Annotated in this window: 11 protein-coding genes; 4 read left to right on the top strand and 7 right to left on the bottom strand. The window is 68.9% G+C overall.

Translation table 11 applies throughout. The features are described 5' to 3' along the window. Positions 1-104: 104 nt before the first annotated feature. Positions 105-1,244 (bottom strand): helix-turn-helix domain-containing protein, encoded by a 1,140-nt coding sequence (locus ABZ646_RS02335; RefSeq protein ID WP_360512083.1) that lies wholly within the window; start codon positions 1,242-1,244, stop codon positions 105-107. Between the two features lie 87 nt (positions 1,245-1,331). Between ABZ646_RS02335 and ABZ646_RS02330 the strand changes: the two genes are divergently transcribed. From ABZ646_RS02330 to ABZ646_RS02320, 3 genes are read left to right on the top strand one after another with little or no spacing between them, the layout of a single operon-like run. Next, positions 1,332-2,387 (top strand): ferredoxin reductase, encoded by a 1,056-nt coding sequence (locus ABZ646_RS02330; RefSeq protein ID WP_360512081.1) that lies wholly within the window; start codon positions 1,332-1,334, stop codon positions 2,385-2,387. Positions 2,388-2,394: 7 nt separating this feature from the next. Next, positions 2,395-3,513 (top strand): acyl-CoA desaturase, encoded by a 1,119-nt coding sequence (locus ABZ646_RS02325; RefSeq protein WP_360512079.1) that lies wholly within the window; start codon positions 2,395-2,397, stop codon positions 3,511-3,513. A 42-nt stretch (positions 3,514-3,555) separates the two neighbouring features. Continuing rightward, positions 3,556-4,911, top strand: a complete 1,356-nt coding sequence (locus tag ABZ646_RS02320) for an MMPL family transporter (RefSeq protein WP_360512077.1) — start codon at positions 3,556-3,558, stop codon at positions 4,909-4,911. Here ABZ646_RS02320 and ABZ646_RS02315 read toward each other — a convergent pair. The 5 genes from ABZ646_RS02315 to ABZ646_RS02295 all read right to left on the bottom strand — a co-directional run bounded on the left by ABZ646_RS02315 (position 4,892) and on the right by ABZ646_RS02295 (position 9,412). After that, the gene (locus tag ABZ646_RS02315) at positions 4,892-5,809 is read right to left on the bottom strand and encodes an NADP-dependent oxidoreductase (protein ID WP_360512075.1); all 918 of its coding nucleotides are present in this window, start codon (positions 5,807-5,809) and stop codon (positions 4,892-4,894) included. The genes ABZ646_RS02320 and ABZ646_RS02315 overlap by 20 nt on opposite strands. A 202-nt stretch (positions 5,810-6,011) precedes the next feature. Beyond that, complete coding sequence (locus ABZ646_RS02310; RefSeq protein ID WP_360512073.1) at positions 6,012-6,725, bottom strand: methyltransferase domain-containing protein; 714 nt, start codon at positions 6,723-6,725, stop codon at positions 6,012-6,014. Beyond that, positions 6,722-7,225, bottom strand: a complete 504-nt coding sequence (locus ABZ646_RS02305; protein WP_360512071.1) for a hypothetical protein — start codon at positions 7,223-7,225, stop codon at positions 6,722-6,724. Before ABZ646_RS02305 ends, ABZ646_RS02310 begins: the two co-directional genes overlap by 4 nt. A 2-nt stretch (positions 7,226-7,227) precedes the next feature. Then, positions 7,228-8,493 (bottom strand): molybdopterin-dependent oxidoreductase, encoded by a 1,266-nt coding sequence (locus ABZ646_RS02300; RefSeq protein WP_360512097.1) that lies wholly within the window; start codon positions 8,491-8,493, stop codon positions 7,228-7,230. Between the two features lie 181 nt (positions 8,494-8,674). Further along, positions 8,675-9,412 (bottom strand): flavodoxin family protein, encoded by a 738-nt coding sequence (locus ABZ646_RS02295; RefSeq protein WP_360512069.1) that lies wholly within the window; start codon positions 9,410-9,412, stop codon positions 8,675-8,677. 176 nt (positions 9,413-9,588) lie between these two features. Between ABZ646_RS02295 and ABZ646_RS02290 the strand changes: the two genes are divergently transcribed. After that, positions 9,589-11,280 carry an acetolactate synthase large subunit gene (locus ABZ646_RS02290; protein ID WP_360512067.1) on the top strand — a complete coding sequence of 564 codons (1,692 nt, stop codon included), beginning with the start codon at positions 9,589-9,591 and terminating at the stop codon, positions 11,278-11,280. A gap of 208 nt (positions 11,281-11,488) precedes the next feature. On the opposite strand, the gene ABZ646_RS02285 is transcribed toward ABZ646_RS02290, so the two are convergent. Further along, the gene (locus ABZ646_RS02285) at positions 11,489-11,758 is read right to left on the bottom strand and encodes a hypothetical protein (RefSeq protein WP_360512065.1); all 270 of its coding nucleotides are present in this window, start codon (positions 11,756-11,758) and stop codon (positions 11,489-11,491) included. Positions 11,759-11,875 lie beyond the last annotated feature (117 nt).

The following is an 11,875-nucleotide window of genomic DNA, read 5'->3' as shown; positions in this document are numbered from 1 at the left end:
CCTCCGGCACCCACCCGGCCGCCGCCCAGGCCTGTGCCGAACTAGGTAGACACCGAGCACGATGCCGGGATCCTCCGGGAGTTCGTGGACGGTCGAAGTACGCGTCAACTGGCCCGAAGACCGACCGCCAGCGTCAGTTCAAGGACCCGGTGTGGCGATGCGAGATCCGGAAACAGCTCCCGCAGCTGCGACATCCGGTACCGGACTGTCTGGGGATGGACGAACAACGCCGCCGCCACCTCGTCCCGCCTGCCCTGGTGCAGCAGCCACGCCCGCAACGTCTCCTCCAGCCGCCGTGCGGTCGCGACAGGCAAGGTGCGCAACGGTGCGAGGGCTCGGACACGCAGGTCTGCGAACGCGTCCACGTCGGCGCTCAGCACCAGCTCGGGCAGGTGGTCCTCGGTGTCGCGGATATCAGAGGAGAGGGAGCGCGCGCGTACGGCTCGTGCGTACGAGGCGGACGCACGAGTCCATGGCCGGGCCGGGCCGACCACGGCGGTGCGGTCGGTCAGCTGCCGCAAGAGATGTGACCGGTCGGAATCGGGGACGAGCAGCACACCGGTGGCGTCCGGCAGATCGTCGAGGACGAGGGTGCTCGGGTCGAGCGCGCGGTAGGCAGGCCGGGCCTGGGCGGCGGGCAGCAGGACCGCCGTCAGCGTAACCGGAGGCTGCCATCCGGCCCGTTGAGCAGAGGCCAGCAGCATGTCCGGGCTCGCGCCGGCGAGGAGGTCGCGGGCCAGGTGTTCCAGGTGGCGCTCGTGGGCCCTGCCCCGGGCGGCCAGTTCGTCGGCGTGGCCCGCGGCGCTCGCGGCGGAGAGCTCGTCGATGTAGGCGAAGGTCAGCTCGGCGAACTTGGCGACCTCGGCGGCGGGCAGACCTGCGGACACGGCGCCCGCTGCCAGGCATCGCCAAGCCACGCGGGCGCCGACGCGGTAGGCGCTGAGCAGGGCGTCCATCGAACGGCCGTCGCGCACCTCGCCGCGGCCCAGCTCGTAGGCCGCGTCACCGCCGTCGCCGCCCGCGGCGTTCCCGCTCGCGAGGTCCAGGTAGTGCCCGAGGGCGGTGCGAACGGCTCGGCGGATGGTGCCGCCCATGCTGCCCGAAAGGGCGTTGGCGTAGGAAGGGACCTCGTCGATGATCGCCTGGACGACCTCGTCGGCGGTGGTCTTCAGCGCGGCCCGAAGTGCGGTGACCGTCGTCTCATCCAGGGCCAGTTCGCTGGCCCTCTGGGTTACACGACTCACGTTTTTATTCCCTGCGAACAATTCCACCCACCAGATTTACGTCCTACGGTCAGGACTTTACGCCCTGAGGCGCAGCAAGCTGGAGTCATGACGAGTACTGCCCTGCGCAGCAGGGCGTGGAAACTGCTGGAGATGGTCACGACGCCGCTGCTGCCGTCGGACTACCTCGACCTGGTCAGCCCACTGCGTGCGGGCGCTGACCTGCGGGGGCGCATCGAGGCCGTGCACCCCGAGACGGATGACGCCGCGACCATCGTGATCAGGCCGGGACGGGGCTGGCGCGGCCACACGGCCGGTCAGTACGTGCGGATCGGGGTCGACGTCGACGGGGTACGCCTGTGGCGTGCCTACTCCATCACCTCGCCGACGAACCGCCAGGACGGCCGTGTCACGATCACCGTGAAGGCGATCCCGGACGGCAAGGTCAGCAACCACCTGGTCCGCAGGGCGAAACCGGGCACACTGATCCAGCTCGACCAGGCGACCGGTGACTTCGTGCTGCCGCAGGCCAAGCCCGCCAAGGTGCTCTACCTGACGGCCGGCAGCGGCATCACACCCGTGATGGGCATGCTGCGCGACACCGAGTTCGACGACGTCGTCATGGTCCACTGCGCGCCACGGCCGCAGGACGTGATCTTCCGCAGCGAACTGCACGATCTGGTCGCGGACGAGAAGCTGCGGCTCATCGGCGTGCACACCGACACAGACGGCATGCTCGACATCGCCCGGCTCGACGAACTCGTGCCCGACTGGGCCGAGCGCGAGACCTGGGCCTGCGGACCCGCGGGCCTGCTCGACGCCGCCGAAGAGCACTGGAGCGAACACGGCGTCCAAGAGCGCCTGCACACCGAACGCTTCCGCCCCGGCATCGTCGTCGCCGGCGACGGTGGCGAGGTCACGTTCAGCGTCACCGGCAAGACCGTCGACGCGGACGGCGCCACGCCGTTGCTGGACATCGGCGAGGAGGCCGGCGTACTCATGCCGTCCGGGTGCCGCATGGGCATCTGCTTCGGCTGCGTCACGCCGCTCAGGGGTGGCGCCGTCCGCGACCTGCGCACCGGCGAGATCACCGAGGCCGAGCCGGGCGTCCTCATCCAGACCTGCGTGTCCGCCGCGGCGGGCCCCTGTGACATCGAACGGTAGGAGCACCTTGACCGCTATCGACCCCACCGCCCACCTGACCGCGGAGCAGATCGAGGAGCTCGGCCGCGAGCTGGACGCGATCCGTGACGAGGTGATCGCCGGCCGCGGCGAGAAGGACGCCGCCTACATCCGCAAGGTCATCTCGGCGCAACGCAAACTCGAGCTGGTCAGCAGGGGCGTGCTGCTGTTCTCGATGTTCCCGCCCGCGTGGCTGCTCGGCACCGCCGGGCTGTCCGTGGCGAAGATCATGGACAACATGGAGATCGGCCACAACATCCTGCACGGTCAGTGGGACTGGATGCGAGACCCGAAGATCCACTCCACGACCTGGGAGTGGGATCACGTCTCGCCGGCCGACCAGTGGAAGCACTCGCACAACGAGCTGCATCACACGTACACCAACGTGATCGGCAAGGACAACGACCTCGGCTACGGCATCATGCGCGTCGACGAGGACCAGAAATGGCACCCGTTCCACCTCGGTCAGCCGCTGTGGAACTTCATCAACGCCTGCTTCTTCGAGTACGGCATCGCAGCGTACGACCTGGAGCTCGGCAAAAACCTGGACAAGCGGCGCCGCAAGAACCCGGAGTTCCGCGCGCGGGCCAAGGCCGTGGGCCGCAAGATCCGCAAGCAGGTGCTCAAGGACTACGTGATCCACCCGCTGCTATCGGGCCCGTCGTTCCTCCCCACGCTCGCCGCCACGTTCACCGCGAACCTGGTCCGCAACATCTGGTCCCACTCCGTGATCATGTGCGGGCACTTCCCCGAGGGCGTACAGGTCTTCGAGCGCCGGTCGATCAAGGGAGAGACGCGCGGCCAGTGGTACCTGCGCCAGATGATGGGCTCGGCGAACATCAGCGGCAGCAGGGCCATGCACTTCATGACCGGCAACCTGTCGCATCAGATCGAGCACCACCTGTTCCCGGACCTGCCGAGCAACCGGTACGCCGAGGTCGCGGTGAAGGTGCGCGCGCTGTTCGAGAAGTACGAGCTGGAGTACGTCACCGGACCGCTGCCCAAACAGGTGTTCTCCGCGTGGCGCAAGGTCTTCCGGCTCTCGCTGCCGAACAAGAAGCCCGAGGTCAAGACGCCGGACCGTGAGCAGGAGCTCGTCGCCGCCTGATTGTCACGAGCGCCTGGCTCACGAACCCGAGGTCAGGCGCCCTTGGGAGAACGGCTGCGGCCCAGTCCGGGCTCGCGCGCCGCCCGCCGCGAGCAGGCCGCGCACAGCAACGGGCAGCACGGCGGGCACGGTGCGCGCAGGACGACGGGCGAACACGGGGGCAGGATCGCCATCCGCAAGCCGCTGCTGACCCTGCTGGCCGTCCTCGTCGGCCAGCTCGCCATCGCGGTCCCGGCCAGGTATCTCCAACTGGCCCTGCCCGACAACGGATCCGCCCCCACGAGCAGCAGGCAGCGGCAGGCGTACGACACAATCTCCGACAAGTTCGGGCCAGGCTTCAACGGACCGCTGCTCGTCCACGCCGACACCTCCCACGCCACGGACGCGCAAGCGGCCACCGCCACGCTCGCCAAGTACCTGAAGGCCGCCGACGGCGTCGCCGCGGTCGGCAAGCCCCAGGTCATCGACCACGGGGAGGCGGCCGTCATCCAGGTGGTACCGAAGACGGGACCCTCGGACCAGAAGACCAAGGACCTCGTACAGCACATCCGCGACGAGGCACCCACCTGGCAGCAGCAGACACAGGCCGAGGTCTCGGTGACCGGTACGACCGCCGTGAACATCGACGTCTCCGACCGGTCGGCGAACTCTCTGATCCCCTTCGCGCCCGTCGTCGGCCTGTCACTGCTGCTGTTGCTGCTCGTCTTCCGCTCGGTGATCGTCCCGTTGAAGGCCAGTCTCGGCTTCCTGCTGTCGGTGGCCGCCACCTTCGGCGCGGTCGTGGCCGTCTTCCAGTGGGGCTGGCTCGCGAGACCGGCCTCCTTCCCGAACTCGAACACCTCGCCGACCTCCTGGTCGCGACGCGACAGACCCGACCCGAGCAACCGACCCGAACCCGGCGCTCGAAGCGCTCCGACGACGCGCCGGTCACCCAGTCGGTCAGTCGACGCCGACGCAGGCAGCGTGATCGTCCCTAGACGGCAGCACCGGCTTCCTCAAGAGCAAACAGAGCGCGGTCAACACCCTCGGCGACTACACCGTCTCCGCCTGGGTGAAGATCAACTCAGCGCTCGGCACCACCGCCGTCTGCCAGGGCACCACCCAGCACCAAGCCTTCTACCTCTCCTACGACAAACCCAGCGCCGCCTGGATGTTCCAGACCACCACTCCGACTTCCCCACCGCCGAAGGCGACCCCAACAGCGGCACGATCGGCACCTGGACCCACCTCGTCGCCACCTTCCGGGCACCAGCCCCGGGAAGCGCCACCACCGGCAACATGGCCCTCCACCAGCTGGACGGTCTGACAATGCGAACAGCAGCTTGCCGTGCCCGCTGGGGGGCGGTGGGTTCGGCGGCGTCGCGGCCGAACCGACTCCCTATCGGCGTACGTGGATGACTGTCTTCCCGCTGCGTCGCGTGGTCGGGTCAAGGGCACCCACGGCATCATCCAAGCTCTCGACGTGACCGATGTTTGTCCGCAGCCGTCCGTCCCGCACCCGCTGCACGATCGCACCCAGTCCGGCACGATCGGCCTCGACAACGAAGTCCACCGCCAGACCGTCAGTGGGCCGAGCCTCGACCGGGCCGACCACGGACACCAGCGTTCCTCCGGCCCTGATCAGGGCAGCGGACCGCTTCTGAACGTCGCCACCGATGACATCGAAGACCAGATCGACACCGCCGACGTCCTTCAGCGCGTCGTTCTCGAGATCGACGAATTCATGCGCGCCGAAGTCGAGTGCCTTCTCGCGGTCGGCGGCGCGTCCGGTGCCGACGACGTAAGCGCCGGCCTCACGTGCGAGCTGGGTCACCATCGTCCCGACTGCCCCGGCCGCGCCATGGGCAAGGACGGTCTGGCCGGCCTGAAGGCGGCCGTGCTGGAACAGCCCCTGCCACGCGGTCAGACCTGAGATCGGCAGGGACGCGCCTACCGTGAAGTCGACGTCGCCGGGCAGCGGTGCGAGGTTGCGTGCTTCGATCGCCACGTACTCCGCCAGGGTGCCGTCGCGGTGCCAGTCGGCGAGGCCGAACACCCGTTGCCCGACCGACAGCCCCGTCGTGCCGTAGCCGAGGGCGCTGACCACTCCGGCCAGCTCGTGGCCGGGGATCGACGGTGTCTTGTCACGGCCGGCGCGATCGGTCCAGGTCGATGGCCACTCCATCTCAGTCGGGACGAAGCCCGATGCATGAATCTGAACGATGACGTCGTTGATCGCTGCGGACGGCTCAGGCCGCTCCGTCAACGTCATCCCGGCCGTTCCCGCGGCCTGGTCGGTTACCACAATGGCTTTCATCGAGATTGGCCCCTTCCTCGTATGTGCTGTGGGTTGTGGTGGGTGTTGCCGAGCCTGGCGGCGAGAGCCGCTGACGATGTCGCGATCTCATAGAGTTCGGAGCCCGGCATAACGAACCTTTCCCACGTGGTCATTGGAGACGCCGACGCTCATCGCGGGGTACGGGTCCGGTAGGCCGGATGACGGTGACACCCTCCATTCGTCAAACTCGTGCCACGCGCACCCGGCTTGGTCCCTCGCGAGGGTCGACCGAGGAAGATCTCCGATGAGCCAGGGTGAGGAAAGAGCGGTGTCCGCTCGTCCACTGGTCGGTGATGCTGAGGGCGAGGTCCTCGGCGACCCTGTGGAGCGCGCGTCGCCCCAGCCGTGCCCAAGGGAAAGACGGACCGCGGTGGCCCTGGTGGTCCTCGAACCGCGCCGTGCACAGCTCCTCGATGTCATCGGCGTCGACCTCGACGACGAGGCGTCCCGCCGGGGCCATGAGTCCACCACAACGGCGCAGCAGGCTGTGCGGGTCGCCTCCGATGCCGATGTTGCCGTCGATGAGCAGAACCGTCTGCCAGCCGCTCTCGGCCGGCAGACGGTCGAAGACCGACCGGCACAGAGCGAGCCCGCCCTGGACGGTGGTGAGTGCGACCGCGCGGGGTGCGATGTCGACGCCGAGAGCGAAGACTCCCCGGCGCAGCAGCTCTCTGCACATCCGGCCCGGCCCGCAGCCGACGTCCAGGACTGGGCCGACGCAGCGTTCCAGCACGGTCGTGTCGGCTGCTGTGGGCTGCTCGTGCCAGCGGTGCACGGGCAACCGGATCCGGCGCCCGTCCACCAGCCGCAGATACACCGGTCCACGGCCGGGTAGCAGGGCCATCGCGTAGGGGCCCTGTTCCGCACCGTACGGCTTGTCCTCATCGGCGGTCACGGTGTGGCGCCATGACCTGCGGCGGACAGGCCCTTGTCGCCGCGGTCGGCTCGCCGGGCGCGGCGAAGTCTGATCGCGAGGGCCACTGCGGAGGCGGCGAAGAGCACGCCGGTGATCACCAGCCATCGGCCGAGGTAGACACGGTCGGAGAGCCCGGTGTCACCGGGGTAGGAGACGGCGAGGCGGAAGACGAGAGGGAACCAGACCAGCAGGAGCAGGCCGGACAGGAAGGCGGGGACGCGCAGGTGGTTGATCCACGGCACTGCCGGTCCGTCGGCGGTGCGATGATGCAGTACAGAGAGGGCGGACAGGTCGGCCAGCGAGTACAGGGGCAGCAGGATGAGGTCATGGAGGACGGCCGCGCCGACGAACCAGATCGCCACCTCCAGCGGCCGGACCGCGAAGAGGCGCACCATTGCGTAGGCGCTGAGGGCGAACGAGGCGATCAGGACCAGCAGATGCAGGGGGCCGGAGCCGTACCAGCGGACGAATCGTGTCATGGTCACGCCTTGAACGTGAGTCGATGGACCCACTTGGTGTTGTTCACGCCGGGGTTGGCCGGGACGATGACGCGGGCCGGGTATCCGTGATCGAGCGAGAGGTCCGCGCCGTTGACGCGGAGGGCGAGCAGCGCTCTGGAATCGCGGATCTGGTTGCCCCGCAGCACCACCCTGGTGAACGGGCCGGGTGGTTGGATGGATTCGACCAGGACGCTTCCGGCATCGGTCATGCCGGCCAGGGCGGCGAGGTCGGCCAGCCGGAGGCCGCTCCAGTTCTGGTCGTCGGTGGACCAGCCCTCCACGCAGGCGATCGGCAGCGCGGCGGCGTGCTGGGGCATCGTCAGAAGCTGCTCGCGTGTGAAGACCTGCGGCGCTCCGCGTCCGTGCACCTCCAACCGCCAGCCGGGGCCCACCAGAGCGGGGGTGACGCCGACCTTCGCCGCCGTCTTGTTGATCTGGAAGCCGTTCGGACCCTCGCCCGGATCGCGGTTGTGCGGTGCGAGGAGCGCAGTGCCGCGCAGCCGGCCGCCGATGCTCTGTCCCGCGGTCACGACGAGGAGGAGCAGCGATCCCGCGCCCACCACGCCCAGCGCGCCGCGGCGGGTCATCGTCGGCTGAGCGGGGGCAGCTGCCACCAGGCCGTCGGGATCGGGGGGTTCGGGCACGGTGTGGGTAAGGTCGGTGCGCAGCTCGGCGCTCAGACTGCGCGAGCGCAGGGCCCGTGTCATCCGGCCGAGCTTGAGGCACACGTGGACGACGAAGGCTGCGATGAACACCCAGGCGCCGTAGAAGTGCAGGCGGTAGAACGAGCCCGGGAAGACGTAGTAGAGCTGGATGTTGAGGATACCGGTGACGAATTCGAAGATGACGCCGCCGACCAGCATCAGCAGGGACAGCCGCTCGAGTCCGTGAGCGACGGAGCGCACCGGCAGCCATTCGAACAGCCTCGGGATGACCGACCACAGCTTGGCCAGCAGGACCGGGACGAGGACCACGCCCAACGTCACATGGACGCCCTGGAGCAGCCGGTAGAGCCAGTAGGGATGTGTGGGCCAGCTGAAGAGGTAGAAGCCCAGCACGCCCTTGTCGGGTGTCTCGTCATTCAGGGGGCTCAGGCCGGGGTTGTAGGAGGCGTAGGACAGCAGCCCGGTGACGAACAGCACCGGAATACAGATCAGGAGGACCAGCCCGAACACCGACGTCAGCCAGGGACCGCGGATCGGACTGCGCCAGAATCCCGGCCGGAACGGCCCCGGGGGCGGGGGCATCTGGCCGACGCGCTGCGACGCCGTACGGGTACGGGCTGCCGCCGACGCCACCACTGCCGCCCAGCCGGCCCGCACACGCCTCAGCCGCTCCCGCGCGCGCCTCTCGTTCGGTCCCCGGCGCGCCCGTCCACTTTGTGGGTCCGAACTCGACGGCCGTTCACCACTTGCCATCGTCATCCCGCTACCGGTGCTCGGGGTTTTCGTAGTCGCGGTGGCACCCGGCGTCCCAGGCGGTGCGCTGGTTGCCGTAGGCGGGGACGCCACCCAGGTCCTTCAGCGCCCGGGCCAGGTGCAGCAGGTTCCAGGTCATGAAGGTGGTGTTGCGGTTGGTGAAGTCGTTCTCCGGACCGCCCGAGCCGGGATCGAGGTAGGAGGGGCCGGGGCCCGCCTCGCCGATCCAGCCGGCGTCCGCCTGGGGCGGGATGGTGTAGCCCAGGTGCTGCAGGCTGTAGAGGACGTTCATGGCGCAGTGCTTGACACCGTCCTCGTTGCCGGTGATCAGGCAGCCACCGACCCGGCCGTAGTACGCGTACTGGCCTGACCCGTTGAGCAGACTGGAGCAGGCATAGAGACGCTCGATCACCCGCTTCGTCACGGAGCTGTTGTCACCCAGCCAGATCGGACCGGCCAGCACGAGGATGTCGGCCGCCATGACCTTCCGGTACAGCTCGGGCCAGGCGTCCGTCTCCCAGCCGTGCTCCCGCATGTCGGGCCACACACCCGTGGCGATGTCGTGGTCCACCGCCCGCACCACGTCGACCTGGACCCCTTGGGCGTCCATGATGGCGGTGCTGCGGTCGATCAGCCCCTGGGTGTTGCTCGTCTCCGGCGAGCGCTTGAGCGTGCAGTTGAACACCAGAGCACGCAGGTCGTCGTACCGGGCCGGCGGTGCGTCGGTAGCGGGCGACGAAGTAGTCACGCGGTCCTCCCGGAGCCCTGCCGCCGCACGGTGCGCGGCGACTCGTCCACTGTGCCCAGCCTGCGTGTCGACTTCGGCAGCCGCCACCGCAACGCCTCCGAACGGTTCCGGCGTTCCGCGCCCCGGTCGGCTGCCGACGAGTGGCCGGGACCGGTGGCGATGCCTACGTTCGTCTCATGGGTACCGAAGGCGCGACCGAGTCGCAGAACACGGCAGCAGCTGAGGACGTCGCGCACCTGTTGGTGCGTTGCCTGCGGGCCGAGGGCGTGGAGTACGTCTTCGGGATCCCCGGCGAGGAGAACATCCGCTTCGTCGACGCACTGAACGGCTCCGGTATCCGGTACATCCTGGTGCGCCACGAACAGGCCGCCTCGTTCATGGCGGAGATCTACGGACGGCTGACCGGCCGGGCCGGGGTGTGCTCGGCGACCCTGGGGCCCGGCGCGATCAACCTACTGCTCGGCACCGCGGACGCCATGACCAACAGCGCCCCGATGGTGGCGCTGGCCGCACAAGGCTCCCTGCGCCGCATCCACAAGGAGTCGCACCAGGTCAGCGACCTGGTGTCGATGTTCGCTCCGGTCACCCGGTGGTCGGCCCGCATCGAGTGTCCGGACGCGGTGCCGGAGATGACACGCAAGGCGTTCAAGACCGCGCAGAGCGAGCGGCCTGGCGCCGTGTTCCTGGCAGTCCCGGAGGACATCGAAGCGGAGCGTCCCGCGGAGCCGCTGGCGCCCCTGCAGATCGACGCGGTGCGGGCCGACGCGCCGTCACCCTCCCAGATCGCACGGGCCGCCGAGGTGCTCGCGGCCGCCCGGCACCCGGTCGTGCTGGCGGGTCATGGCGCCGCGAGAGCCGGGGCCTCGGCCGCCCTGGTGCGGTTCGCCGAACGGCTGAACATCCCGGTCGCGACCACCTTCCACGGCAAGGGCGTCTTCCCCGACGACCACCCGAACGCCCTCGGCGCGGTTGGCTTCATGCGCCACGACTACGGCAACTTCGGCTTCGACGCGGCTGACGTGCTGCTGTGCGTGGGCTACGAGATCCAGGAGTTCGACCCCGCCAAGATCAACCCGAACGGCGACAAACGGATCGTGCACATTCACCGCTTCCCTGCCGAGGTGGACGCCCACTACCCGGTCACCGTGGGCGTCGAGAGTGACCCCTCGCAGGCGCTGGACGCACTTGCGGCAGCGCTCCCTGAGGGACTCACCTACGACGCGGGCAGCAGCGAGAAGATCCGTACGCTGCTCGACGAAGAACTGCAGTACGGACGCGACACCGACGCGTTTCCCCTGGTGCCGCAGCGCGTCGTGAGCGATGTGCGCACCGCGCTGGACCGCCGCGACATCGTGCTCGCCGATACCGGCGCCGGCAAGATGTGGATGTCCCGCCTCTACCCGACCTACGAACCGGACACCTGCCTGGTCTCCAACGGACTGTCCACCATGGGCTTCGCGTTGCCGGGCGCCATCGCCGCCAAACTGGCCCGGCCGGACCGACGCGTCCTGGCCATGATGGGCGACGGCTCCTTCCTGATGAACTCCCAGGAACTGGAGACCGCCGTCCGCGAACGCATCCCCCTGGTCGTCCTCGTCCTCGTGGACGAGGAATACGGCCTGATCACCTGGAAGATGGAACTCGAACTCGGCCGCCACAGCCACACCCGGTTCACCAACCCGGACCTGGTCGCCTACGCCGAGAGCTTCGGCGCACGCGGCTACCGGGTCGAGTCCGCCGACCAGTTGCTGCCCACACTGCGCCGCGCCCTCGACGACGACGGCGTCTGCGTGATCGCCTGCCCCGTGGACTACTCCGAGAACCTTCGCCTGACCGACAGACTGGGCAGTCTCCACGGCCCGTTCTGAACTGGCGGCCCCAGAACCCGGAGTTTGCGGTCATCGTCCTGCTGAAGGCCGATTTCGGTTGTCCCCCTTGTACACCCCTGCAGGTGTCTGTCACCCACCGGCCGAGGCGTCAGCGCTTCCTGAATCCCGACACTCCGGGCGCTCCGCTCACCTGTTCGCGACACCGACGCTCCGATCGACCGACCGGTGGTGGCAGTCGAGCCGATGTTCAACGGCTCCCCCGTTCCCCGGGGAAGAAGGCCGCACAGTGGCGATGCTGTCCGCGATCGCCGCCCGCTTGAAAGACACGCCCACGGTCCTGGCGGCAGACGCTCTGCGGGAGCTCATCGATCTGCCCGGTGAGCTGTTCGATGCGTTCGGCGAGCATGCGCAACGCCATGAAGGTGGCCGGAGCCACCACGTCCTCGTCTCCCCCGCCGTCGCGCGGGCCGAGACGCGCGCAGGTGCGGAACAGCTCGGCATCGCCGAGGTTCGACAACGGTTCCCGCAGGGTGGGGTCGGCTATGACCAGGACGGCCTTCTGATCATCAACGCTTCGGCCGGGCTGCGCCCGTCATCGCGGGCACGGGCCCTCCGGCAGGAACAGGGTGGGCTG

Source organism: Streptomyces sp. NPDC007162 (assembly GCF_040634175.1).
Classification (GTDB): Bacteria; Actinomycetota; Actinomycetes; order Streptomycetales; family Streptomycetaceae; genus Streptomyces.
The sequence above is the reverse complement of the archived record's forward strand: the minus strand, read 5'-3'. Positions and strand labels throughout refer to the sequence as shown.

Bases quoted from the DNA above. Each gene is read 5' to 3' on its own strand.
- ABZ646_RS02330 (WP_360512081.1), top strand. From the start codon at position 1,332: ATGACGAGTACTGCCCTGCGCAGCAGGGCGTGGAAACTGCTGGAGATG.
- ABZ646_RS02315 (WP_360512075.1), bottom strand. From the start codon at position 5,809: ATGAAAGCCATTGTGGTAACCGACCAGGCCGCGGGAACGGCCGGGATG.
- ABZ646_RS02305 (WP_360512071.1), bottom strand. From the start codon at position 7,225: ATGACACGATTCGTCCGCTGGTACGGCTCCGGCCCCCTGCATCTGCTG.
- ABZ646_RS02300 (WP_360512097.1), bottom strand. From the start codon at position 8,493: ATGCCCCCGCCCCCGGGGCCGTTCCGGCCGGGATTCTGGCGCAGTCCG.
- ABZ646_RS02290 (WP_360512067.1), top strand. From the start codon at position 9,589: ATGGGTACCGAAGGCGCGACCGAGTCGCAGAACACGGCAGCAGCTGAG.